Source organism: Phytoactinopolyspora halotolerans (genome assembly GCF_010550675.1).
GTDB lineage: Bacteria > Actinomycetota > Actinomycetes > Jiangellales > Jiangellaceae > Phytoactinopolyspora > Phytoactinopolyspora halotolerans.
Window position 1 is genome coordinate 22730 of the sequence record NZ_JAAGOA010000005.1, and the last position, 24867, is coordinate 47596.

The 24867-nt window shown below is 67.6% G+C and carries 22 protein-coding genes and 1 pseudogene; 4 read left to right on the forward strand and 19 right to left on the reverse strand.

Translation table 11 applies throughout. The features are described from left to right. Positions 1–15: 15 nt before the first annotated feature. A complete protein-coding gene (locus G1H10_RS08310) occupies positions 16–1635 on the reverse strand; it encodes an ABC transporter substrate-binding protein (RefSeq protein ID WP_163735494.1) in 1620 nt (539 codons plus the stop codon). 131 nt (positions 1636–1766) lie between these two features. On the opposite strand from G1H10_RS08310, the pseudogene G1H10_RS34970 reads away from it, so the two are divergent. Together G1H10_RS34970 and G1H10_RS32310 are read left to right on the forward strand one after the other, a co-directional pair. Further along, a pseudogene (locus G1H10_RS34970) lies at positions 1767–1877 on the forward strand (hypothetical protein); the annotation flags it as partial. A 151-nt stretch (positions 1878–2028) separates the two neighbouring features. Continuing rightward, a complete protein-coding gene (locus G1H10_RS32310) occupies positions 2029–2295 on the forward strand; it encodes a hypothetical protein (RefSeq protein ID WP_216853036.1) in 267 nt (88 codons plus the stop codon). Here G1H10_RS32310 and G1H10_RS08320 read toward each other — a convergent pair. From G1H10_RS08320 to G1H10_RS08330, 3 genes are read right to left on the reverse strand one after another with little or no spacing between them, the layout of a single operon-like run. Then, positions 2277–2606: a nuclear transport factor 2 family protein gene (locus G1H10_RS08320; RefSeq protein ID WP_163735497.1), complete on the reverse strand. Its 330-nt coding sequence runs from the start codon at positions 2604–2606 to the stop codon at positions 2277–2279. The two genes, G1H10_RS32310 and G1H10_RS08320, sit on opposite strands and share 19 nt — an antisense overlap. Positions 2607–2621: 15 nt before the next feature. Further along, on the reverse strand, positions 2622–3383 hold the full coding sequence (locus G1H10_RS08325; RefSeq protein ID WP_246219323.1) for an arsenate reductase/protein-tyrosine-phosphatase family protein: 762 nt from the start codon (positions 3381–3383) through the stop codon (positions 2622–2624). After that, positions 3346–4752, reverse strand: coding sequence for a tyrosine-protein kinase domain-containing protein (locus G1H10_RS08330; RefSeq protein WP_163735504.1), 1407 nt, complete (start codon positions 4750–4752; stop codon positions 3346–3348). Before G1H10_RS08330 ends, G1H10_RS08325 begins: the two co-directional genes overlap by 38 nt. Before the next feature lie 197 nt (positions 4753–4949). Here G1H10_RS08330 and G1H10_RS08335 point away from each other — a divergent pair, with 197 nt between their 5' ends. Both G1H10_RS08335 and G1H10_RS08340 read left to right on the forward strand, forming a co-directional pair. Then, positions 4950–5804, forward strand: coding sequence for an FkbM family methyltransferase (locus G1H10_RS08335; RefSeq protein WP_163735506.1), 855 nt, complete (start codon positions 4950–4952; stop codon positions 5802–5804). A gap of 231 nt (positions 5805–6035) precedes the next feature. After that, on the forward strand, positions 6036–6986 hold the full coding sequence (locus tag G1H10_RS08340; protein WP_163735509.1) for a sulfotransferase: 951 nt from the start codon (positions 6036–6038) through the stop codon (positions 6984–6986). Here G1H10_RS08340 and G1H10_RS08345 read toward each other — a convergent pair. From G1H10_RS08345 to G1H10_RS08415, 15 genes are all read right to left on the reverse strand, one after another. Next, positions 6968–8092, reverse strand: a complete 1125-nt coding sequence (locus G1H10_RS08345; RefSeq protein WP_163735512.1) for a glycosyltransferase family 4 protein — start codon at positions 8090–8092, stop codon at positions 6968–6970. The genes G1H10_RS08340 and G1H10_RS08345 overlap by 19 nt on opposite strands. Next, complete coding sequence (locus G1H10_RS08350) at positions 8089–9564, reverse strand: DUF8712 domain-containing protein (protein WP_163735515.1); 1476 nt, start codon at positions 9562–9564, stop codon at positions 8089–8091. Before G1H10_RS08350 ends, G1H10_RS08345 begins: the two co-directional genes overlap by 4 nt. Positions 9565–9616: 52 nt before the next feature. Further along, a complete protein-coding gene (locus G1H10_RS08355) occupies positions 9617–10813 on the reverse strand; it encodes a glycosyltransferase family 4 protein (RefSeq protein ID WP_163735518.1) in 1197 nt (398 codons plus the stop codon). Continuing rightward, positions 10810–11814 carry a CgeB family protein gene (locus tag G1H10_RS34465; protein ID WP_163735520.1) on the reverse strand — a complete coding sequence of 335 codons (1005 nt, stop codon included), beginning with the start codon at positions 11812–11814 and terminating at the stop codon, positions 10810–10812. Before G1H10_RS34465 ends, G1H10_RS08355 begins: the two co-directional genes overlap by 4 nt. Then, entirely contained in the window at positions 11784–12653 is an 870-nt protein-coding gene (locus G1H10_RS08365; RefSeq protein WP_163735523.1) for an FkbM family methyltransferase, read from the reverse strand. Before G1H10_RS08365 ends, G1H10_RS34465 begins: the two co-directional genes overlap by 31 nt. Next, positions 12650–13924: an oligosaccharide flippase family protein gene (locus G1H10_RS08370; RefSeq protein ID WP_163735526.1), complete on the reverse strand. Its 1275-nt coding sequence runs from the start codon at positions 13922–13924 to the stop codon at positions 12650–12652. Before G1H10_RS08370 ends, G1H10_RS08365 begins: the two co-directional genes overlap by 4 nt. Beyond that, positions 13921–14652: a class I SAM-dependent methyltransferase gene (locus G1H10_RS08375; RefSeq protein WP_246219324.1), complete on the reverse strand. Its 732-nt coding sequence runs from the start codon at positions 14650–14652 to the stop codon at positions 13921–13923. The genes G1H10_RS08370 and G1H10_RS08375 overlap by 4 nt, the downstream gene beginning before the upstream one ends. After that, a complete protein-coding gene (locus tag G1H10_RS08380; protein ID WP_163735532.1) occupies positions 14636–15646 on the reverse strand; it encodes a glycosyltransferase in 1011 nt (336 codons plus the stop codon). The genes G1H10_RS08375 and G1H10_RS08380 overlap by 17 nt, the downstream gene beginning before the upstream one ends. Before the next feature lie 2 nt (positions 15647–15648). After that, positions 15649–16779 carry a non-hydrolyzing UDP-N-acetylglucosamine 2-epimerase gene (wecB, locus tag G1H10_RS08385; RefSeq protein ID WP_163735535.1) on the reverse strand — a complete coding sequence of 377 codons (1131 nt, stop codon included), beginning with the start codon at positions 16777–16779 and terminating at the stop codon, positions 15649–15651. Continuing rightward, a complete protein-coding gene (locus G1H10_RS08390) occupies positions 16776–17885 on the reverse strand; it encodes a polysaccharide biosynthesis C-terminal domain-containing protein (RefSeq protein WP_163735537.1) in 1110 nt (369 codons plus the stop codon). Before G1H10_RS08390 ends, wecB begins: the two co-directional genes overlap by 4 nt. Beyond that, positions 17882–18916, reverse strand: coding sequence for a polysaccharide biosynthesis protein (locus tag G1H10_RS08395; protein WP_163735540.1), 1035 nt, complete (start codon positions 18914–18916; stop codon positions 17882–17884). The genes G1H10_RS08390 and G1H10_RS08395 overlap by 4 nt, the downstream gene beginning before the upstream one ends. Before the next feature lie 12 nt (positions 18917–18928). Beyond that, on the reverse strand, positions 18929–20182 hold the full coding sequence (locus tag G1H10_RS08400; RefSeq protein ID WP_163735543.1) for a glycosyltransferase family 4 protein: 1254 nt from the start codon (positions 20180–20182) through the stop codon (positions 18929–18931). Between the two features lie 296 nt (positions 20183–20478). Beyond that, a complete protein-coding gene (locus G1H10_RS34975; protein WP_163735546.1) occupies positions 20479–22155 on the reverse strand; it encodes an ABC-F family ATP-binding cassette domain-containing protein in 1677 nt (558 codons plus the stop codon). A 108-nt stretch (positions 22156–22263) separates the two neighbouring features. After that, a complete protein-coding gene (locus G1H10_RS08410; RefSeq protein WP_163735549.1) occupies positions 22264–23052 on the reverse strand; it encodes an SDR family NAD(P)-dependent oxidoreductase in 789 nt (262 codons plus the stop codon). Between the two features lie 192 nt (positions 23053–23244). Next, positions 23245–24810 carry a PucR family transcriptional regulator gene (locus tag G1H10_RS08415; RefSeq protein WP_216853037.1) on the reverse strand — a complete coding sequence of 522 codons (1566 nt, stop codon included), beginning with the start codon at positions 24808–24810 and terminating at the stop codon, positions 23245–23247. Between the last annotated feature and the right edge of the window lie 57 nt (positions 24811–24867).

Sequence of the window (24867 nt, forward strand, 5' to 3'; positions counted from 1 at the left end):
CCGCGACGACGTCGCTCAGCCGGCCTGTGTGTCGGCCCCGAGGTGATGCAGGACCGACGACGGCCGGTAGCCGGGGGCGTCCTCCGATACGACTGCCGGCGACGAACGCTGCGCGACGATCACGACCAGCGCCTCGTCGGCGATCACCTGTTGGGCCTGCTCGAGGAGGGGCCGCTGCGCGTCGCCGTCGGTCTCGGTGAGCAGCTGGTCGACCAGAGCGTCGAGCGTCGAATCGCTGACGCCGCCGAAGTTGCGCTCGCCGTCGGTCGTGAGGAAGTCCCGGAGGCGGCCCACGGGATCGTAGGTGTAGCCCAGGGTGCCGTCGAGGGAGAGCCCGATGTCCCAGCTGTCCGACTCGCGCATGGTGGTGTAGTTGTCGTCGGTCAGCTCCAGGGCCACCTCGAAGCCGATCTCGGCCAGCTGAGATTGCATGGCCAGCGCCATCTGCTCGGTGTCCGGCTGCTGCGGGTAGTGCAGTATGGTGACGCTCAGGCGTTCGCCGTCTTTTTCCCGCACGCCGTCGTCACCGAGCGTCCAGCCGGCGTCCTCCAGCAGGCCGGCGGCCTCGTCCCGATCGGTGCGCTGGCTCGGCAGCGCGTAGTCGACCGTGTCCGGGTAGAGACCGGTAGGCGCCGAGTACAGCCCGTCGAGGACCTGCTCGGCGATGGCCTGGTAGTCGAGGCCGAGGGCGAAGGCCCGGCGGACAGCAGGGTCGTCCATCGGTGCCTGGTTCAGGTTCGGGATCGCCCGGAACTGCTGCAGTGGCTGCTCGGCGACGGCGAGCCGCGGCCCGGAACCGGCGTCGACCATCGGCGCCAGCAATGACGTCGGCGGGTAGAGCGCGACATCGGCCTCGCGGCTCTGCACGGCGCGGACGCGAGCCTGCTCGTCGGGCACGAACCGGACACTGGCGCCGGCCAGCGCCACGTCACCGTCCCAGTAGTCGTCGTTGCGTTCGAGGACCATCTCGTTCTCGTCGAGGCTGGTCACCACGTACGGACCGGTGTAGATGCCGGCGTCGAGCACTGCCTGCGGGTCGTCGCCCGCGGCGGCCAGCGCCTCGGCGTCGAAGACCGACATCATGTCCTCTGCGGCCAGCAGGTTGGGCAGGTTGCTCACCGGCTCAGTGGTCTCGAGGAGCAGCGTCGTCTCATCCTCCACGGTCACCGTCGCACCCGGCAGGTTGGCTGCGGCCAGGGCGTTCTCGGCCAGGTGGTGATCGAAGACGGCAGCGAGCGCCTCGGCGTCGAGCTGGTTGCCGTTGCTGAACGTGATGTCCTCATGCAGGGTCAGGTGCCAGGTGCTGGCGTCGTCGGCCTGCAGATCTTCGAGCAGCCAGGGCTCGACCGTCCCGTCCTCGGTCGCCCGCATCAACAGCTCGCCGTAGCCCCACTCGGGAGACCACAGACCCTGCTCGACCGGGTCGAGGCTCCGGACGGTGTAGGGCGTGACGAACCGAAGCGTAGCGTCTGCATCGGACGCGTTGGTCTCGGCATCGGACGCGTCCGGGGCGCCAGCGGGCTCGTCGGCGCCGGTGCCGTCAGCGGTCTCGGCCGATCCGTCGTCACTGGACGAGCACGCGGTGACCATGAGCAGCGTGGCCAGCGCGGCGGCAGCGGTACGTAAGGCAGGCACGGTTGTCGCTCTCCTTGAAGGGACAAATACCCCAACAGCATAAACGATAACTGTTATCGATCGCATCTGGTGGGCCATGTCCGCTCCGCTTGTTGAGCGTCAGTTGCGGATAGAGCCGGTCGAGCGGGTAGTTGACGCAACTCACACTCAACAAGCGGCGAGGCAAGCCCCGGCGCCACGACCGCATCGCCGCGGTATACACCTCCGACCTGGATCGGGCGGCCGAGACGGCGGAGATCGCCATTGCCGGCACATCGATCGACATCCTCTACGACGAGCGGCTGCGGGAATGCAAACTATGGCGAGCTCAACGGCTGTCCGGTCTCGGTCCTCGCGGCCCAGCGCGCCGAGCACATCGATGTTCCGTTTCCCTGTGGCCAGAGTTATCGCGACGTGGTCATCGCCACCGCCGAACTCCTCTACGAACTTGCCGTCGGCCAAGACGGGAAGCGAGTCCTGCTCATCTCGCATTCGGCCAACAGGTGGGCACTCCAGTGTCTGCTGGGCGGAGCACGCCTCGAGGACCTGGTCGAGGCTCCCTTCCACTGGCAAGAGGGCTGGGAATACGTCCTACCGACGGACCAGCCACCAATCGCGGAGAGCATCCGGGTGAAATTCGGCCTGCCGGGTGTCGACCGGCGTTACAGCGGTTCGACATAGGCCGCACGCCATTCAGGCGCGGGGTCTCCACCGAGGCTGGTCCAATACTCGCGCCCGTTGGTGATCACGCCGTCACCCACGGTCCAAAACGAGGCCGTCCTGAACACACCCAAGCCCACATGCGGAACCTCGACCTCAGACACCACCTCGTCACCATCGACGACGATCCGCAGGACACGGATCGACCAGCCCTCCGGATACTCGCTGTTCACCGCGACGAAGTTCTGACGCCCGACGATGCGCTCGCGGCTCACCGGCCACTCGATGACCACATCCTCCGCCACGAGACCTGCGTGACCCACCGGCGGCATCAGTAGTCTCGTTGATCAACGATGGCCGTCATCTATCGCACGTCGGATGAAGTCCAGGCCACGCAACACGCTCGCCTCGACGTGATCGGCGCACTCTTCGAATGCTTTCCTCGTCGGCAGCGGATCGGGGATGTCGTCAGTCGTTGGGGGCGCGTAGGGTGCTTGGCCACGTATCCGATGCACGGCGCTGACGACGCTCCTCGCCGTCCGGGCCGTGTCGCCGTCAAGGCGTCCGAAGCCCTCACTCCGCTCGTGCTCGAACGCATCCTCCCCGAGTCCCTCGTAGCCATGCTCAGCAAGGCTGACGAGACGAGCGAACTCGCACATGGCAAAGGTCATCCCGAGGGCGGCCGGCGCCATCGAGATCGCCCGGTCTCGCTCCTCAGTCGTCGCGGTCAGGACCAGATCCGACTCCGAAACCAGGCGCCCGGTCAGCCGTCTGCTGGCGAAATCACCGACGTCCGCGTCACGCAATCGGAGCACATCGCCCACATACGGGTGCATGGGTCGCCCCGGTATCGCTTGCGTCCCTGCGCTGCTCACGTGAAACTGCTCCACGAACGCACTCCGCCGGCCGACCATGTACCGTCGAGCAAGCCGTTCTGCCAACACAGACCTGCAGACATTGTGCACGCACACATAGAGGATCCGGAAGACACCGCGACTGCTGTCGGTGGTCGACCACGCAGGAGCAGCTCCGGCGCCACGACGCAGACCGCTGCGCACCTCGGTCACAGCGTCAACGGACTGCCGTGATCGGAGACGATTTTCGCTCATGATCGTCACGGACGTAGTCGTCCGTCTCGGCGTGGTACGCCTTGTAGTGCGGACCGCGACGTTGCCGCGGGGCCATATTGAGTACGGTGCCCAGTACCGGCGCACCGGCATGTTGCAGCGTCAGCACAGCACTCCGCAACTGCTCTCGCCGAGTTTTGCCGTACCGGACGACCACCAGGGCACCGTCACAGGACTCGGCCAACGTCGCCGCGTCCGCGACCGGGATCACGGGCGACGAGTCCACGATCACAACGTCGTACTCCTGCCGCAGTTCTTGCAACACCGTGCTCATGCGCTGAGAGGCGAGCATCGCATTGGGATTGGGCGGTACCGGGCCGCTGGGGACTACCGCGAACAGCTCGTCCCGCCAGTACTGAGTGGCTTGACTCAAGCTGGCATCTCCGAGCAGAACACTGGTGAGGCCGACACCGCCGGGAAGGCCGAGGTAGCCGGCGGTGCTGGGTCGCCGCAGGTCCGCACCCACCAGGACGACCCGTTTCTCCGCTTCAGCGAGGGCCACCGCCAGGTTGCACGCCGTCATGCTCTTGCCCTCCCCAGGCAACGGGCTGGTCACGAGGATGACCTGGTGCGAGCGGTCCACGTTGACGAAGTGCAGGTTGGCGCGGATCTTGCGGAACACCTCGGCCCGCGCGTCGTACGACGCCGGGTCAACCACCGGACTTCTGGCGTCCTTCGAGTCGAGGACAACCGTGCCCAGCACAGGCGCACCAGCGGTCTCCTCGAGCCGTTCCTCCGTCTTGATGGTCGTGTCAAGAGCACGTCGGCCCAGCGCGAGAGCCGTCCCGACCAGCATCCCCAGGACACCACCGAGCACAAGGTTGCGGACGGGACTCGGCGACACCGGCGAGGACGGCAGCGCCGCCGGGCTCACCACGGTCAGCTTGACCGGAGCCTGCTCCCCTTCGCCTACACTCTCCAGCTCCGGAACGAGCTCGACGAACTCCGCGCCGATGCCGTTCGCGATCCGTTGGGCACGCTCCGGTGACGCATCTCGCACAGTAGCCGTCAACAGCGACGTGTCGGACACGACAGACGCGGTGACCTTGCCCGCGAGCTGCTCTGGGGTAAGTTCGAGTTCGAGCCGCTCGATCACCCCGTCCATGACATGCCGCCTGCGCACCAACTCGGAGTACGAGGTGACCCGCTGCTGCGACAGGAGGCTGCCCTGATAGGCCGACGCGGCGTCGCCAGGTGCGCTTGACGCCGACACGAACATGGTGACATCAGAGGCGTATTGGGGTGTATCCCTCCAGGTCAAGAAGGCACTGGCGCCCATAGCGACGATGGTGACCGCAAGGATCAGCTTCCAGAACTCACGAAAGAGCCGAAGATCGGACCGCAGGTCCACTGCAAGCCTCCTTGGACGGAATAAAACTTGATATACTAATCTATTCTGCATGAGTCAAGAATCAAGGCGAATGGCAATCCCGCAACCGCGCCGATGCAGTTAGTTTGCGAATGTTGACGCCGGCGAACAATTGCTGGCTAATTGTCTAGATTTCTACATATATGTCCGAAGTGACACGTTGCGTATTGTGAGTCTCGATGACCGCGGCAAGCCCGGCAACTCAGGCGTGGCATGTTCTGACCTTCGTCTGGACGCACCCGGCGAACCGACACCACCGATGGCGAAGCCTCGCCCGGGCATGCCGCTACCAGGTTCGCGGCCGGCTCGGCCGGCCCACGGTGGCGACGATCGGCAAGCGGGCGCGAATACGCGTATCGTTGCACGACACCGCAGCGGCTAAGGTTATCTACGCCAATCCGCCGGATTGGAACGAGATGTGGGCATGGCGCCGGCACCTGCGCCCAGGCGACCTGTTCGTCGACGTCGGAAGCAACGCCGGCAGCTACGCCTTGTGGGCTGCGGACGCGGGCGCAGAGGTCGTGGCCATCGAACCGAGTGGCGCTGCGGCCGCGACGCTCCGCGCGAACGTCGCCCTCAACCCCTTTCCCATCACTGTCCGGCAGTGCGCGCTCTCTGCTGAGCCGGGGCAGATGTGGCTGACCCGCGACCGGGGAACGACGAACCATCTGCTGGACGCACCCTCGGCGGAGGCGGAGACGGTCGACGTGGACACGCTGGACAACATCCTCGGCGACCGGACCGCCGCAGGGGTGAAGATCGACGTCGAAGGCGCAGAGCGCCTGGTGCTGGAAGGTGCGCGCCGTGCTCTCGCCGAAGGCCGGATCGGTGTCCTCCAGATCGAGTGGAACGCCATGAGTGAACGCGTGCTCGGTGAGAGCCGAGTGCCTGTCGCGGATCTGCTGACCGGACACGGCTACCGGCTCGCCCGGCCAGATCGGCACGGGGTCTTGCGCCCCGTAACAGCGGTGCCATCGAGCAGCGACGACATGTTCGCCGTCGCACCACGTGGTCCGTTGTGTCGACCGTCCTAGGCTCGGGCCGATCGCGGCTGCCCGCGCTCAGAGCATCCACGACCGGTGCGTAGATGAAGAAGTCAGCGAATGACGTCGCCGTGCCCACGCGACGGCACGGTAGCGTGTTGGATCGCGCAAGTGGAGCGTGTCCGCCACGGTTGCCAGTACCGAGCTGACGTGTACGACCGTCTGCGTCCGCATTCGGCGAATCTCCTGTGGGCGAGTCAGTTCAGCCCGTAGCATCGCCGTGTGCGCGTACTTTTCATCGCTGGGCAAGGCAGGAGTGGCAGCACGCTGATCGAACGAGCGTTGGCTGAGCTGCCTGGCATCTGCGCGTTGGGCGAGGCGACGCACGTCTGGCAGCAAGGTCTGCACGATGACGAGCGCTGCAGTTGCGGCGCGTGGTTCTCGGCTTGCGAGTTCTGGAAGGCCGTCGGTGAGGTCGGCTTCGGCGGGTGGGACAGGGTCGACCGGCAACGCGTGTTCGCCGTCTGGCACGCCATCGCGCGCACCCGCCTGATCCCACGCCTGCTGAATCCCACCCGCCGCCGGCTCGCACTGATCCACGAGTTCGTGGACTACCAGACACGGGTCTATACGGCTGCTGCGGCGGTGTCCGGTGCGCGCGTCGTCATCGACTCGTCGAAGTACGCAGGTCTGGGATTCTGCTTGCGATGGGCGCACGGTCTGGATCTGCGCGTCATCCATCTGATCCGCGACCCGCGCGGGGTCGCGTATTCCTGGACGAAGCACGTTCCCCGGCCGGAAGCCGATGGGGCCACCGTTGTGCCACGCTACAGTCCAGCGCGATCTGCGCTGCGGTGGAATGCCCAGAACGCCGCAGTCGACCTGCTCGCTCGCCTGGGCCGCGACGGCGCCGGATCCCCGCCGCCGAGGGTGCCGGTGCGTCGCGTCCGGTACGAAGACTTTCTCGACAGTCCACGGCACACACTCACGTCGCTCGCCGACTTCGCCGGCATGTCCCCCGAGCCGAGCGACCTCGACTACATCGGGGACGACCACGTCGATCTCGGCGTCACGCACAGCGCATCCGGGAATCCGATGCGCTTCGCCACCGGCCGGACGCGGCTACGACACGACGACGCTTGGCGCACCAACCTGCCAGCCGGCCAACAGCGACTGGTCAGTGCCGTGTGCGCGCCGCTGCTCGCAGCCTACGGCTACCCGGTCCGCCCGTAGCCGCGGATCCCTGCGGCCGGTGATCGCTCACCGGCCCGCGCCGGCTGCGGCACAGCACCGAGCAGGGCGTGGATGATCCGCTCGCCGTACTCGCTCGGCTCGAAACGGGTGCGCGACCACATCGCCGCGGCACGTCCCATTCGAGCGCGGCGCGGGCCATCCGCAAGGAGCGGAGCAAGAACCGCACGGAGTGCCTCTGGGGTCTCGTCCACAGGGGCTACCCCGGTGACGTTGCGCAGGAACGCATCGTCACTGCCCCCATGAGCTGGTGCGATCACCGGTGTCCCTGCCAGTTGCGCCTCCAGGAGCACGAGGCCGAATCCCTCCCCGGACGCGGCCGCTCCCGCGCGGGTTCGGGTGCACAAGACGAACAGGTCCGCTCGGGTCAGTTGTGCGGCGAGATCCGAATCACTGAGATCCGGCTGGAGACGGCACCACGAGTACGGCAGTGTGGCAGCCCGCAAGTCCGCGGGAACCGGCCCGGTGCCACATACTGTGAGCCGGATACGCTCGTCGTCGAGCATGCTGACCGCCTCGAGGAGTGTGCCGAGCCCTTTGCTCCGCCAATCCGCGAGACGAAACGCGGTCACCAGGTTGATTTCGTTTCCGCCGGGGTGGCTCTCGCACCGGGCCTCCACGAGGGCGCGGTACCACGCCGCGGGAACGCCTGGATGAAGCACTGTGGCACGGCAATCGCGCGCAAGTGCCCCGGCGCTGAAGGCGCTCGCGGCGACAACGCGCACGTCCGGACGCCGCAACATCCGCCGTCCTCGGTCGCGACGTCCGGACCAGAGCTCGCTGCCGTGCACGATGACCGTGGTTCCGGCGTATGTACTCAGCCGCGCCACCCCATAAACCACCGGCAGCAGGTTGCGGTGAGCCAGCACCAGGCGCACCGGGCCATCGCTCACCCGCGCCGCCCGAATCACCTCCCGGATGAAGTGGAGCTTGCCGGACGGGTTCAACGGCCGCTCCGCCGAGACCAGGTCCAGCCGGCGGTAGCACACGCCGTGCTGCTGGAACGCTGCCTCCACGGTCGACACGTAACGCTCGATTCCGCCGCCGAGCCCGCGCGACGGTGCCAGCAGGAGAACCGTACCGCTCATCGCTGCGGCCCTGGCGTCCGTTGAGGGCGACAGATCAGCCGCGCCCCCACGGTGGCTACGACGATCCCGCTCGGAATTCCCGTGATCATGGTGTAGATATCGGATCTCAGGAACAGGGGCAGGAAGACGAGCAGATAGCAGATCGCCCGTGGATCCGCATCGGGCCGGAACAGCGTGTCGAACAGCCGGGCGCCCATCCCCAGCAACACCATCCCTACCACCACCGTCACGATCCCCCCGTGCCGGTAGAGATCGCCCAGCGGGGTGATGCCGGTGGAGGTGTACATGTGACGGGGCGTGCCGAAGTACTCCCGGCTGAACTCGTACCCCGTGGCAAGCACGGGCTTGTCCGGCCACAACGCTCGCGGTATCACCCCGACCAGCGGCGCCGAGGCGAAGTCGACCGGGCTCCGGTACGGGACCGTCTCGGGGGTCTTCTGCACGATGATGGCGACGCTGTCGAGCATGCGGACACGGTGGAGCATCTGGGTCGATGACCCCGTCAGCGCGTCGGCGAACGAGTCCGCAGTGGCCACGTCCGCAACGATCTCTGGAGCCGCGGCAACCGCGGCGGCGGGCGACAACGTGCTCTCATCGCTGCGGACCACCTCGCGGTACGCCGTGTTGAACGGCACCGCGATCCAGAGAAACGCGATGGCACCGGCTACCAGGAGCCGCAGCGACAGCCGCCCCCGAAGCGCTCCATACGGGATCAGGACGGCCAGCACGGAGAGAAGAAAGTGCTGCTTGCCGCCAGCAAGAGCACCGACGACAGATTCTATGCCGAGCAGCACCATCAGTGTCACCATGCCGCCTCGGGTCGACTCGCTGAACGCGCGGTACGCGGCGGCCGCGATAGCGAACAAGGTGAAGGTGGCCACCAGGCTCAACATGTGGTCGAAGGCACCCGCGCTGGATACCAGCCCGTCGATCTCGCCGACGTATCCCAACCGGCCGCTCAGAACCACGGTCAGCAGGCGGGCAGCCGTTCCGACCCCGTAGAGCACCCACGGCAATCCCCCGCCGCGGACGGTGGGCGACGTGCCGCGGAGCAGCAGCGCGTATCCGCGCCGTGCGACGCCGGCGACGGCGCGCGGCGCGCCGGCGCAGTAGCCCACCGTCCACGGCACGAGCGACACCATGAACACGACCTGCGCGCTCACCACGCTGGTCAGCTCGATCTGGCTCGCCGAGCCGGTCTGCGGCGTCAGCCAGGTGAGTGGCGCGATTCCGAGCGTCAGAGCGCTCCACAGGAGATACCAGGGGCCGATCCGCCAATGGGCGATGCCTGCTCGATTCCCGCGTAGCCCCATGACGACCTGCAGCGCGGCAAGCGAGAACAGGGTGGCCGACGCCGCACCCAAGACCAGCTGCTCGTCCGCGTCGAGCGTGCGGTACCCGGCCGGGAGCGACAGCGCCAAGGCGCACGCGGCGAAGAGCAACGCGAGCAGATGGTGCCGTCGCACGCTCACATCCGTATCCCCGGGAACGTCGTGGCGAACATCAGCGTGCACGCGGTCGAGGTCAGCCGCCATCGCTGTTCCCCCGGATGGTGGCCAGGAGCGCGTCGCCAACCGTCGAGGCGAAGTCAGCGGGACCGAAGCTGAGGGATTGAGCCTGCCCCGCCGTGGCCAGGCAGGTCCGTAAACCTGGATCGCCGAGCAACTCGCGGATGCAGGTAGCCAGCGCCTCGACGTCACCGGCTGGGAACACGACGCCGGTCCGACGGTGCTGGATCACATCGCCCGGACCCCACAGCCCGGTTGCGGAGCTCACCACCACGGCCGCCCCTGCAGCCATCGCCTCGATCGCGACGAGACCGCGGGGCTCCTTCCGGGACGGCATCACCATGATGTCGATCTCGCTCATGAGGGCAGGCAGTTCGTCGGCATTGCGGAAGCCGAGGAAATGCACGCGCTCGGTCAAGTCGCGCTGCGCGACGGCGGATTCCAGCTGCGGCCGAAGCGGACCGTCGCCGATCAGGTGCAGCTTCCACGGCCGGTCCCGTGGCAGCCGCGCGACCGCATCCACCATGTCGGGCACCCCTTTGACGGACGTGAATTTCCCGGCGAAACCGATCACCAACGCCCGTTCCGCACCCTCCTGGTCACGCAGGCGCCGGCGCGGAGCGGCCACGCTGTGGAAGAGCGTGACGTTGGCGGGAAGGACCCCCGGATACACCAGCTCAGGGGGGAGCCCGTGCGCGAGGTAGAAGTCCCGGTTGAAAGCTCCGGTGGAGACCGCGCCGGCGGCCCGGCGAAACAGCCGGCGCAGCACCAACCCACGCAGTCGGTGCCGCCAGGTGGTCGGCTCGACGTGCCCGTTCGTGTCACCGTAGTAGAGCAGCGGAGTCCTGGTGACGGTCGAATACGCGATACCAACCCGGGCGATCGGACTCGCCCATCCGAAGGTGAGCACGACGTCGGGACGATCGCGGTGCAGCTTGCGCCACGCCGCCATCCACCGGCGCCCCGCAGATGCGCCGGTCGGCGGCGCCCACCAGTCGTAGCCGGAGTGAAGGTCGACGTTCCAGCGGACATGGCGGCCGAACCCGCGGTCATACACACCGCGCGTGGCAGGGTTCCAGTAATACACCCGTGGGCGGATCTCCACCCGTTCCGTCAGTAGCCGCAGTCCCGGAGCGATGTGCTGGCTCGGGTGGTCGACGAGCACTGCGGCGCGTACCGGATGGGTTCGCCACGTTCCCGCGGGCGCCGTCATGTCAGTCTCTCCAGAATCGTCGGAAGGCGGTGCTCGTACGTGTGCTCGGCGTGCGCTCGCAGACTCGCCGCGTCCCCCACCGACCTGGCACGGTCAGGGCTCTCAAGCAGCTCGCGCGCGCGGCCGACAAGTTCGGCGACGTCACCGAACGGCGCCACCTCGGCGTCGAGGTCGAACAGGTCTTTCAGGACCGGTCGCCGCTCGCACAGGACTGCGGCCCCTGCCGCCGTCGCCTCGAACAGCCGGAGGTTGACGCCGTGCATCTCGGCGGGATGGAGGTTGTTGAGCACCGCTGCCGCAGTGCGGAACACCCGGGCCTTGTCCTCCCGGAAGACAGGGTGGCCAGCGTGTAGCTGATGCGGCAACAGGTCGCCCTGCCACCCGGCTGGCCGTGCCCCGTACACCACCAGCGGGATCCCCGACTCGTGTAAACGACGCAGCAGCATGAGACGGCTCGGATAGACATTCCCGACAACGACGAGGCTCCGTTCGGCGCCTGCGTCGCCTAATGGACGGTGCCGTCGGGGGTTACAGGCCTGCGGCAGGTACCAGACGGGCAGCTCGAGCGTGTCGCGCAGCCGCCGGACCAGCAACGGGTCCTTGAAGAACAGCGCCCGGTACGGCGCCACCAACATCCGCTGACGACCGAGGTTGCAGACGGCGTCCGGAAACCACAGTGCCGCCGGAACCCCGTTCCGCCGTAGCTCCAGAACAGCTTCCGGGGACAGGTCGCCCTGTACGGTGATCACCGCGTCGCACTCCCGGTCGAGCGCCGCCTTCACCAGGCGCTGATGAGAGCGCGTGGCCAGACCCGGCAACGCCGATCTGGCGAGCGCCGCGACCTTGCCACCCACCGGGCCCGTACGGGTCGCCACGGTGGAGCCGAGGTAGCTGGTCCGATGCCCCATGCATTCCAGGGAGTCGCTGATGTTCTCCTGGAACCCGTCCGGACGGTTGCCGCCGATCAGACCTATGTGCACGATGGCGTGTCCCCCTTCCACCAGCGGACGCTGGGAAGCCGTCGCGCAAGCTCCGGCGTACAGGCCAGATAGTTGCCTTCGACGAAGGTCTCCAGGTCCGGATCCCAGGCCGGGTACCACTCCACGCCCCGGGGGGTCAGCTTTCCGATCCGGTAGCCGAGCGGCGAGAGGAGGTCGAAGATGTCTTTGAGAAAGCATCGCCCGTGCACCCAGCGGTGGTTGTACTCGAATTGCGCGACAGATACAGCCCGGCGCTCGAACGATCGCCCGGCACCGTGCAACACCCGGCAGTCATGGCCCTCGGCGTCGATCTTCAACAGGTCGACGTAGGCGATGTCATGCTGAGCCATGTAGTCGTCGATGGTGGTTGCGCCTACCGGCTCGACTTCTGCCGACGCCGTCCGTTGGGGGAGTAGCGAGTTCCGGCCGGCGCTGGGCCCGATGGTGTGTAGCGCGACCTCGCCGACCCGGTCGGTCACCGCGAGCCGGTTCACCTGTGCCGTCGCCGGCAGATTCGCCACCAACAACTGGTGCGTATGCCGGGACGGTTCGAAGGCATGCAGGTCGAGCCGGTGGCCGGAGCTCCCGGCGGCCGCGAGCAGGTTCGCCGACCACGCCCCGACGTTCGCGCCCACGTCCATCACCGTCAACGGAGTAGTCGGCGGGAGCGCGGCGAGCACCCATCTCTGCAGCGCGTACTCGCCGTTCGCACCCGGATCGTTCGGCACGTCCAGCCGTGACCGATAGAGCACGAAGCGGGCAGCTCGCACCACCTGCCGGCGTCCCACGACGCCGCACAGCGCGGCCACACCTCTCCCAGCGGCCCGACGGGCCAAGCTCCGCATCGCATCGGCCGTCATCGCGCACCCTCCGCTACCGGATGCTCGTGCCGACGCGTCCCGCGCCGCAGCGAGCGCAACATGAACACGACTGCTATCCCGGGTGTCACGCTCGCGGTGACCGCTGCGCCGGTGGTGCCGAACGGCGGTATCAGCGCCGCGAGCATGACGATGGTCACGCCTGCCGCTATGGTCTGTGCACGGGCCACCGCATACGGGCGCCCGTGTCCTTTGAGCAGGTCGGCGCAGACCCGGCCCCAGGCGAGGAGAACTCCGCCGGGAGCGAGCAGCATGATCAGCGGTACCGCGTCGTCGAACCCCTCACCGAAGACCCGTGGGACCAACCAGGGCGCGGTGGCCACCACAGGAAGCATCAGGACAGCGCTGACGACCAGCCCGCTCAACACCGCCCAGCGCTGCAGCGTGTCGAGCCGGGTTTGACTGAGCGTCCGGGACGCGATCCTGGGGAAGGAGACGTTGCCGACCGCCGACACGACCGGGACGGCCAGAGCAGTGACGGAGACGGCGACCGCGTAATGGCCCAGTGCGGCCGATGGGACGACGAGCGACAGGACCAACATCCCCAGGCGAGTGGTGATCAGAGTCGGCGCCGTCGAGGCGACATGGCCCATGCCGAAGCGGAGCAGCGGCCGGGTCAGGGCGCGCCGGCCGCGGGCACCGGTCAGTCCTTCTCGTGCACAAAGCCAGTACGCCAGCACGGTCTGCGCGACCGTCGTACCTGACAACACGGCCAGTACGGTCATCAGCTCCAGCTGGCCGGCGAGGTGCAGCGCCGCAAGGATGGTCACGTAAGCCACGGGCTGGGTCATGCGCACCACGTTCCACCACGCCAGGTTCGTCGCTTGCAGACTGAAGACGTAACTCGCGCCAACGAAGCTGATCAGGCAGGTGGCGAACATCAATCGGTAACCTGCTGTTGCGGCGCCGCTCCCGGAGGACAATAGCGGCGCAACCACCATGCCGATGCCCAGCGTGAGCACTCCGGAGGCCACCATCAGGTTCCGCGAGGTGGACACATACTCTGCCGCCCGGTCGCGCTCCCGGGCAACGAAGAAGGTGGTGGCCGCGGTCTGGCCGAGTTGCCCGATGACGAGCACGACACCGAACCACGCCATGATCGCGGCGTACTCCCCACGAACCGACGGACCCAGAGCCCGTGCGACGACGATACCCGCCAGGCCCGCGGCGCCCACAGTCGCCGCATTGCAGACCGACGTGCGAGCGACGGTCCGCCCGAAGCGGCGCAGTCCGGTATCGACGACAAGCCTCACGAGTTGGTGACTTCCCTGGTGTGCGCGACGAATGTCAGATTCTGGGTGACGATGTGTCCACGAACAACGCCGGTCTCGACTGCCAGCGCGAGCTTGAACACCCCACTGATCGGCCTCCACAGCAGCGCCCGCGCAGCACTCACCAACCCGTGCGCGGGCGGAGGGCAGGCAAAGACGTCCACCGAGGTGAACCCGGTCACGGCAGCGAGCTGAGCCACGCTCCGGCGAGTGAACCAGGTCTCGTGGGTCACGTCGCCCCACATCGTGTGTCCGCCCGTCGGGCTCACGGCGTTCGGCACGCGAGCCACGAGCACCCCACCGGGTCGGAGCGCGACGCGGGCGTCGTCGAACGTCTGCAATACCTCGTCCCGGGTCAGGTGTTCCAACACGTCCGTGGCGACGACCGCGTCCCAGCTGCCCGCCGATGCCCGCAGGTGTGCATGGAAGTCGGCCTGCTCGACGCGATCGAGCCCGGCCGCGCGAGCGAGGCTGACCTGTTCCGTGCTGACATCCACGCCCCGAGCGTCGAAACCGTCGGCGACGAGCAGCCGGACAAGTTCTCCCTGCCCGCACCCGATGTCAAGCACGCGCGATCGATCTGTCGTCCCCGTCCGGGGAATGTGCGGCCGGAGATCGCGCCGGTACGCGAGCCCGGTCGCCGGGCCGCTCGCACTCCCCGCATGGGTGGACACGTATGACCCGTAGAGTCGATCACGAAGGGATTCCATGGGACTCCTGAACAGTGGGAATCGGCAGGTCAGCGGGCAGACCGAGCAGCCATCGGAAGTACGGCCCGCGCTCGAACGCACGCGGCTCGGCTTCGACCGGCCGGCCGGCCGCCTGGACAGCTTGCCGGACGGCCTGCTCCAGGCTGCCCAGCCGGCCCGCCTGGTAGGCCACCAGCGCTCGCCCAGCGATCTCCCTGGCCTGTGCGCTGTCCGGAGCCAGCACCGGCAGACCGTAGACCCGCGCCTCGGCCAGCGGATATCCGAACGCCTCCACACTGGAGGGGTAGAACGCCGCCGTCGCGTGCCGCCACATCGTCGCCAGCCGGTGATACGGAACGACGCCCAGCATGGTGAGCCGGGGGTGCCTGGCCAGTGTCCCAGGCAGGTCACCCGGCCGGGCGGTCACCCAGACCTCCATAGGTCCGCCGACCTTGTCAAGAGTTGCCACCAGCGCGGCCAGCTCTGCACCGAGGTTCTTGTACGGTGCGGGGACGACCGGTACCAGGATGAACGGTCTCGGCGATGACGTGCGGGCGCCGGCGGGTGTCACCGGGTGCGCATGGACCACGATCCGCTTCGCCGCTGACGGCACGCTGACGCTGACGCGCTCGGCCATCGTCGTGCAGGGCACGACGATCAGGTCGGCTCGGCCAAGCAGTCGGCGCACCAGCGGTATCTGAGCGCGGAATGCCCGCGGCATTCCGCGGAGCATGTGGTCCTCTGACGGGCGCAGGAAGTGCAACGCGTTACGCAACAGGACGCGTCTCTCGCCGCCTCTACACGCGAAAGACGCGTTGTTCGTGGCGACAACCACACGCGCCCGCCCCGCGAGCCATTCCCGTCGCAGCAGCCAGCTGGGCGTCAGCGGCCTTCCGCGGCCGACGATCTTGACGCCCGGCACGCCCCGTTCAAGGAAGGCGTCCAGTTCGGACCGCCAGCGAGCGGCGCCACCGATGCCTCCACCCGCGGTGTCGACCACAACGTCTTGCGCCATACTCACCCCTCGCCCGCCCGGATTCCAGCCCATTCGTGGTGCCGACGCACCGTCGAGAGGAGGAACGCGACGACCCGACGGGATGTGTCCGGGATCCGGTACTCCGGAGCGCACGGCACGCCGTCGGCCTCCACCGCCTCCACTGCGGTCTGGACGGCTTCGATGACGCCGTCGGGTTCCAGCCCGGTCACGATGATCGAACCCGCATCGAGCGATTCCGGCCGCTCGATCGACTCGCGCAGGGTCACCGCGGGGAAGCCGAGAATGGCCGACTCCTCGCTGACCGTGCCGCTGTCGGACAGTACGCAGCGCGCACCTACCTGGAGGCGCACATAGTCGAAGAATCCGAACGGTTCGTGGAAGCTCAGCCCTTCGATGTCGACATCCGCCGCCATCTGGTGCAGCCGCTTGCGCGTCCGGGGATGGGTCGATACGAGGACCGGCAGACGCCAGCGTTCCCGCACAGCCCGCAGGCAGCCGAGCAGGCGAGCGAGCCGGTCCGGATCATCGACGTTCTCCTCCCGGTGTGCGCTGACCATGAAGTAACCTCGCGTGCTCAAGCCGATCTGCTCGAGCGCGTGCGAGCCCATGATCTGCTCGCGATAGTGGTCCACGACTTCACGCATCGGCGATCCGGTGAGAAGGATGCGCCGAGGATGGATGCCTTCCGCGAGCAGGTTGCGGCGCGCATGCTCGGTGTAGACGAGGTGGAAGTCGGAGACGTGGTCGACTACGCGCCGGTTGGTCTCCTCGGGCACGTTGAGGTCAAAGCAGCGGTTGCCCGCCTCCATGTGGTAGACGGGTACCCCCATCCGCCGCGCCATCAGCGCGGACATGCAGCTGTTCGTGTCCCCCAGTACCAGAACCGCATCGGGGTTTTCGGCACTGATCACCCGCTCGGCGCCGGTGATCACCGCGCCGAGTGCCCGTCCGAGCGACGATGTATCGACCGCCAACTCGTGGTCGGGCGCGGGCAGCGCGAGATCTTCGAAGAAGACGTCGCGCAGGGAGGGGTGATGATTCTGTCCGGTATGCACGAGCACGTGGTCGACCGAACGGTCCAGCCGGCTGATCACCCGGGACAGCCGGATCAGTTCGGGACGGGTCCCGACGAACGTCAGCACCTTGGTCATGGCGGGCCCTCTCGGCAGTCAACCTGGCAGGCAAAGGTATCGGGGTCGTCGGGGTGGAAGACCTCGTTCGTCCAGAAGAACGCCGTCGTCGGCCGCTCACCGATACTGGTCAGGTTGTGGGTCCACATAGTCGGCATGTCCACGAGCACCGGCCGGTCGCCGCTGACCTGAAATCTGACCAGGTGGTCGGTGAAGAGGCGCCGCATGGCGATCTCCGCCTGTCCGTCCAGCACGACGAACCGTTCGAATTTGCGCAGATGGACGTGCTCGCCGCGGACCGCACCCGGCACAGTGGTGGACACCAGCGCTTGGCCGCCGGTGACACCGGTTCGCACACACTCCAGCAGGGTCCCCCGCGAGTCGGTTCGCCGGGTCAGTTCGATCGGGAACCGCTCGGGAAACAGGTGCGAGCGGTAGGTGTGGAAGAGGCTGGTCCGGAACCGTCCCGTAAGATCGGGCAACTCGCCACTGCGATAGGTGGACTCGAACTCCCTGAGAATGTCCAACACCTCGGCGACCCGAATTGACTCGCCGTCCGGCTCGATGGTCCGGTCGCCCGTGCTATGCGCCTCATGTTCGAGCACGCCGGCGGCGTCCTGCGCGTGCAGCAGCACTACGTCGCGATCGCTCACATCCGCGGGTGGCCGGCCGTCAGCTACATCCCGGCAGAACGTCGCCACGAACGAGTTGTAGTACGGGCGGCCGTGCTCACCGAACACGTTCGGCAGGACGACGTCGGAGTACGCGCCGGGCACCGCACCGGCAAGCAACTCACCGGCCTTCCGTTTGGCGACACCGTAAGCGGTGCCGCCACGGGAGTGGACCGAGTTGGCGTACACGATCCGGATAGGTTGCCCGGCACGGCGCACCGCGTCGGCCAGGGCGCGAGCAACGGCGAGGTTCCCGTCAAGGACGTCGCTGTCGGCACCGCGATTGACCCCGGCACAATGCACGACGGCGTGAACGTTTCGGAGAACATCTGCCAGGAGTTCCGGACTGGTGAGCGCGGAGCGATCGACCGGAACGGCCGTGACGCCGCTCGCGAACGCCCGGCACAGCACATGCCAGCCGAGAAACCCGGTGGCTCCGGTGACGGCTATTCTCATCCGCCGATCCCGCCCATTTCCAAGAGGGCACGGATCTCAGGCGTCTGGTGGAAGATCTTGACGACGGCATCCGCGTCCAACTGTTCGGCGTTGTCCGAGGTATACGGCTCGACCGGTTCGGCGCCTTCGTCGCCCTCATCGAAATACAGGTGGTAGTCGAGGTCTGGAGCGTCCAGCGGGATCCGGAACATCTCACCATGGTCTTCGGCGCGGGCGAGCTCCTCCCGCGCGACCAGGGTCTCGTGGAATTTCTCACCGTGCCTCGCGCCGATCGTGGTCACCACCGGCACCACGCCAAAGAGCCGAGCGACGGCCCGAGCGAGGATGTCCACCGTGCTGGCCGGTGCCTTGCGAACGAAGAGATCGCCCGTCTCACCGAAGGTGAATGCGCGTTCCACAAGGCCGATCGCGTCCTCCATCGACATGAGGAACCGGGTCATCCGGGGGTCTGTGACCGTAAGCGGAACTCCGTTTCGCACTTGTTCGATGAACAGGGGAACCACGGAGCCTCGCGAGCAGAGCACGTTCCCGTACCGCACGGTACAGACCACCGTGTCGCCCGTGCTCTGGCCACGCGAATACGCCTGGGCCACCCGCTCCATCAAGGCCTTGGACATGCCCATCGCGTTCGCCGGATAGACCGCCTTGTCGGTACTGAGGCACACGACCGTGCGCACCCCGTTAGCTCGCGCCGCCTCCACCACGTTGGCGCTTCCGAGCACGTTGGTACGCACCGCCTCTACCGGAAAGAACTCGCACGAGGGCACCTGTTTCAGTGCAGCCGCGTGGAACACGTACTCCACACCACGGCACGCACTGGCGACGGCGGCCGGGTCGCGGACGTCGCCGAGATAGAAGCGCAGGCGGTCGTCGTTGAATCGGCGGCGCATGCCGTCTTGTTTGGCCTCGTCCCGGCTCAGCACCCGAACCTCCGCACATCCCCTGTGCAGCATGCGTCGGGCCATGGCGCTGCCGAACGAACCAGTCCCCCCGGTGATCAAGATGCTGGTACCAGATACCTGATCGGTCATGCGTTCCCCTCCTTACCGGCGTTTGCCCCCCTTGCCGTTCATCGACGCGCGCTCGAGCGCATCGGCGAGCGCCGTGCTACCGACGCGTGCAGACAACGTGTCCTCATAGAAGCGGCGGCCGGCGCATCCCATCGATTCCCGGGCCGTCGCGCCGAGCGAGTGCAGCCCCCGCACGGCGGCGGCAAGCTCGTGCGGATCCCCCGGAGGCACAACGACACCCGCGCCGGACTCACTGATGATCCGCGCTGCATCTCCCGCCACCGCGCCGACGATCGGCCGACCGGTCGCCAGGGCGGCTTGCACCTTGCTGGGCAGGGTCGCCCGGAACATCGGCAGATCCTGCAGGCTGACCAGCTGGACGTCGCTCAGGGCCATCAGCTCGGCCATCTGTGCGACGGGCTGCTGACCGAGGAAGTGCACGTTGCTCATACCGTCGGCCGCGGCTCTCAACCGGTCCTCGGCCACCCCGCTCCCGACGAAGACCAACCGCACGTCGGTGAGATCTGTCAGCAACTGGACCGCCTCGATCGCGGTGTCCAGCCCTTGCAGATCGCCCAGGCTGCCGGCGTACATCACGACAAATCCGTCGATCCCCAACTTCCGCGCCAGTTCCGTATTCCGTGGCACCGGGCGGAACACCGACTCGTCGACCCAGTTCGGAACGAGCGACAGTTTGTCGGCGGGTACGCCCCGCTGGCAGATCACATCCGCCATGCCCGGGGCGGTCACCATCACCGACGACGCCCGCCGGTAGGCGGTGTCGCAGAACGCGTGCAAACCTCGCACAGCGGCGTTGAGGAACCGGCCATCGTGCATGAAGCCGCTATTCACGACCGTGTCAGGCCACAGGTCTTGGATCAGCAACACGTATGGTCGCCCGAAGAGGGTGTTGGCGACCAGAGCCGGCATGGCGACGGTCGCGGGTGTCGAGTAGACGAGCCACGCGTCGACCGACCGCAGGATTCGCCACCTCAGTGCCGCCGATGCGCCGAATGACAGGTAGGTCATCGCGCGTCGCGCCGCCGAACGGTCGTGGCTGGGCACGAGAGGGATCCGGTGGACGTGGACTCCCGAGCGGAACTCGTACTGATAGGGACGCATTCGGTAATCCGGATAGATCTTCCCCGTGGGATAGTTGGGGAAGCCGGTGAGCACGTGAACCTCGTGCCCGTGCCCGGCCAGCGCGCGACTGATCGCACCCGGGACTGCGGCGGATCCGGTCTCCGGGTCGTATACCTGAGTGATGACGCCCAGTCGCACCGTCACGACCTCACGATGCCTGGCGCTCGGGCAGAGACGACCACGGGCCACTGCGCCCCCCGCGGTCCGCCGCCAACAACAGTGCGGCGTCCGTCAATCGACTTTATTCTCCCAGTACGACACATAATTTCCCAATTTGCCCCATTTTGCATCCAGCCCCTCAAGCCCACACCGCAATAAGCGTGACACACCAAAGGTCAGCTCGAGAGTCAAAGTCGGTAATACACGGAAGATTTCGCGTAGGCCACGGTCAGTGGCTCAGCCCGACCCGAGCTGGCATCCGGAACCGGGCTGCGCCGGGGCTAGCGAGGGCGCGTGACCCTGCCCTCGTCCCAGACGGGCTCCGGCGACTCGTACACCGTGCCGTCGGCGCCGAAGACCAGGAAGCGGTCGAAGTCGCGGGCGAACCAGCGGTCATGGGTGACAGCCAGCACGGTGCCCTCGAACGCTTCCAGCCCGTCCTGCAGCGCTTCCGCGGAGACCAGATCCAGGTTGTCCGTCGGCTCGTCGAGCAGGAGCAACGTGGCGCCGGACAGCTCGAGCAGCAGGATCTGGAACCGCGCCTGCTGACCGCCGGAGAGTGAACCGAAAGTCTGTTCCGCGGCGTAGGCGAGCTCGTAGCGGTCGAGCGCACGGCTCGCCTCCGGCCGCGGCATCCCGGCCCGCCGTCCGTCACCCCGGTGCAGGATCTCCAACAGCGTCCGGCCGACCAGCTCCGGATGCTCATGCGTCTGGGCGAACCAGCCAGGCCGGACGCGTGCCCCGAGCCGAGCCAGGCCGGTATGCGCGACCGGAGCGATCGGCACGTCCTCGACCGGCTGGTGCTCAGGTTCCGGATCGGTGCCGCCGAGGGCGAGCAGCCGCAGGAAGTGCGACTTCCCGGAGCCGTTCGAGCCCAGCACGGCGACCCGTTCGCTGTACCAGACCTCCAGGTCGAACGGCCGCATCAGTCCGGTGAGCTCGAGCTCCTCGCAGATCACTGCCCGCTTCCCGGTCCGTCCGCCGCGCAATCGCATCCGCACATCCTGCTCACGAGGTATCGCCTGCGGCGGACCCGCCTCCTCGAACCGGCGCAGCCGGGTCTGCGCGGACCGGTACCGCGAGGCCATATCCGAGTTGTACGCGGCCTTCTGCTTGTACATCAGCACGAGTGCCTTCAGCTTCGCGTGGTCCTCGTCCCAGCGACGTCGCATCTCCTCCAACCGGGAGAACCGTTCCCGCCGAGCCTCGTGGTACGACGCGAATCCACCGGGGTGCACCCATGCCGTATTGCCGGCCGCGCCGAGTTCGACCGTGACCACCCGCGTCGCCGTGCGCGCCAGCAGCTCACGGTCATGGCTGACGTACAGCACAGTCTTCGGCGTCTCCGTCAACCGCTCCTCAAGCCAGCGCTTCCCCGGCACGTCCAGGAAGTTGTCCGGCTCGTCGAGCAGCAGCACCTCGTCCGGTCCGTGCAACAGGGCTTCCAGCACGAGCCGTTTCTGCTCTCCACCGGAGAGTGTGGACACTTGCCGCCACCGGCATCGCTCGAACGGAACTCCCAGGGCAGCCGTGGTGCACACATCCCACAGCACCTCGATCTCGTAGCCGCCGGCGTCCGCCCACTCGGACAGCGCCTCTGCGTAGGCGAGCTGCGTCGGCTCGTCGTCCCGATCCATCATCGCCAGCTCGGCTCGATCCACCGCGGCCGCGGCCTTCCGTATCCGTGGCGGTGCGACGGAGAGCAGGAGCGACCGGACGTCTTCGGCGTCCCGCGCGACGAACTGTCGCATGACACCGAGGCCGCCGCCGCGGGTCACGGCGCCCGAGTGCGGGGCGATATCGCCCGCAATAATCCGCAGGAGCGTCGTCTTACCGGACCCGTTCGCCCCCACCAGGGCCACCTTGGCTCCGTCGCCCACCCGGAACGAGATGTCGTCCAGCAGCACCCGGCCGTCCGGCAGCGTGTACGAGATGGAGTTCAGATCGACGTGGCCCACAGCTGTCCAGTCTCAGCCACCCTGCTCGTTCTGTCGAAGGATTTTCTTCCGTGATCATCAACCGTTAGACCGGTCATGGCGCGCCCAACGGTTGATGATCATGGGAAGTCACGGTGTGCGGGTGATGCCGCCGTCGACGCGGAGGTTCACCCCGTTGATGTATCCGGCGAGCGGGCTGGCCAGGAACGTCACCGCATGCGCGATATCCCCGGCGCGACCCAGCCGGCCGGTCGGGTTCGGCGCGTACTGGGCCGCCGCCTCGGCCTCCAGCCGAGACCAGTCATCCACCCCGTCGCCCACCCGGGTGCGGAACATCCGCTCGAACGACGACGTCATGATCACCCCTGGACTGACGCAGTTCGCCGTGATGCCGCTGCCGGCCAGGTGCTGGGCCAGCGAGGTGGTCATATTCACCACCGCCGCCTTCGCAGCCGAGTACTCCACCATGTTCGGCAACGGCGTGGTCACCGCACGGCTGCCGATGTTGATCACCCGGCCCCAACCGTCGTCGCGCATCGGTGGCAGCAGCGCCTGGGTCACGCCCACCGTGCTGACGACGTTCCCGTCGAACGCCGCACGCCAGTCTTCGGCCCGGGATGTGTCCCAGTCGTGTTCGGCGAAGGGACCGGCGTTGTTGACCAGGATCCGCGCCCCGAAGTCGAGTGCGGCCCGTGCCACCTGTTCCACGACCCCGTCCGTCGTCAGATCCCCCAACACCACCTCGGCGTCGGCTCCGATGGCCCGGACACGCTCGGCAACGCTCTCCGCCGCCCCCTTGCTGCGTCCATGCACCAGCACGCCACACCCTTCGGCGGCGAGCTTGTCCGCGATTGCGGCACCGATACCGCCGCTGCTCCCGGTCACCAGGGCGCGGCGGCCACGTAACTCGAGTTCCATGCGCGCGACGTTAGCGCCCGGGTCTGACAGGCTCTCGGCAGTCGAAGGCTGTGCGTCGAGCGCGGTTTTTGGTCCGAGGTAGAACGGACCATGACCACGCCGGAAGCGCGGGCCGACCTCGCGGCTGAAGTACGATGCCGCTCTTCGCGGCATGGTTCTGGCAGTCGGCCGACGGCAGCTCGCTGCCGTGAGTCAGGCGAGGCCGAGCCCGCGGAGCGCAAGCCAAGTTGTCGCAGCGACGTCGGGATCGCGCAGATCCCGGCCGAGCAACGTCTCGGCTCGGCCTATCCGGTAGCGCAGCGTATTGCGGTGCACACCGAGCTCGCGCGCCGCCGCCTCCCACTGGCCCTGGTGCCGCAGGTAGGCGGCCACGGCATCGACCACGTCCGATCTGTCTCGACTCAGCAGCGGTCCGAGGATCGCTTGTGCGCGGGAGGCCGCCATCCCGGCGGCCGCGCCATCGTCGCCGGCAACCATACCGGAACCTGCCCCGACGGCGACCTCTCCTACCGATGTCTCCGGTTGGCGCCGGAGGTCCACAACCAGGCGGCAACGCTGTGACGAGAGCTGCTGGACGGGCACCGGGGGGCCGACAAGAGCGCGCGCGCCGTCCCCGCTCATGGTCAACGACGCACGCAGCGCCTCCAGGTCGACCGGCCGCCCGTCGTCGGCGATGACGCACCACGTCACGTCGCCGGCGACGCCGAGGACATCTTGGGCCGGCCAAGCGGCCGCCACCGCGTCCAAGGCGGCGTCCCCGTCGATGCCGTCGACCACGACGACGCGCACCGGCCCATCGGGAACAGTAATCCGGAACCGAGCGGCAAGCTGACGGGCAGCAGCGATCTCACCCAAGTCCAGCAACTGCGCCACGGCTGCCCGCGACGCCATCACACCTTCGCTGCGCCGGCGGCCGCGCACGGAATCGAGGCTCAGGAGCGCACAGGCAGCGAGCACGACGTGCCGGTCCATCGCCGACATCGGCGATGGCGCCCCCGTCGCGAGGTACCCCACAACCCGTTCGCCGACCGCCAGCGGATGCACGACCACATCCTCGTCGCCCAGCGGAAAGGTCGCGGCAGCCCGCACGCCGGACATCCGCAGCCGCATTGCCTCGGACCGCAGCGTGCGCACGTCGTTCTCGCGGGCCACCGGCCAGACGGCCCGCAGCTCGCCGTTCGGATCCAGCTGAGCAGCCCACCCGGAGACAGCCCTCGCCAGCGTCCGGAGCACCTCAGGAATCGGATCGGCACCGAGCGCCGCGCCGACCAGTCTGCGGTGCGAATCCAGTGCCGCGGACAGCTCCCGCCGGTCCTCACTCGTGACCGCTGCCCAAAACGCCCTGGTGATGGTGAGGAAGGGCGTGGGTTCCGGCACGTGAAGCAGACACAACCCCGTGTCGCGGCACGCGTCGACCAGCCGCGGAGGCAACGTCCTATGCACCGGCCCGACGCCGAAGGCCAGCGCCGCCACCCCACCTCGCACCAGTCGCTCGACATACTCGCGGCACCCTTGCGTGTGCGCCGGAAGAGCAAGGCCGGTGGTGAGGAGGAGCTCGCCCCCGTCGAGATAGATCGTGGGGTCCGGCAGCTCGCTGATGTGCACGGCGCTGATGCCGAAGTCGAGTGGCCATTCGGGCTGGACGGGGCGCAGATCATCACCGAGCGCGTCGCACAGTGCCGCCACGCTGACGCTTCCGGCGGCACCAACCGGGCCAGAAGAACGCTGTGGACGGATCGACCCAAGATTGCGACTCATTGGACGAATCATCCCACGACACCGGCCTAGGTACCTCCCTACGGTGCTGATCAAAGA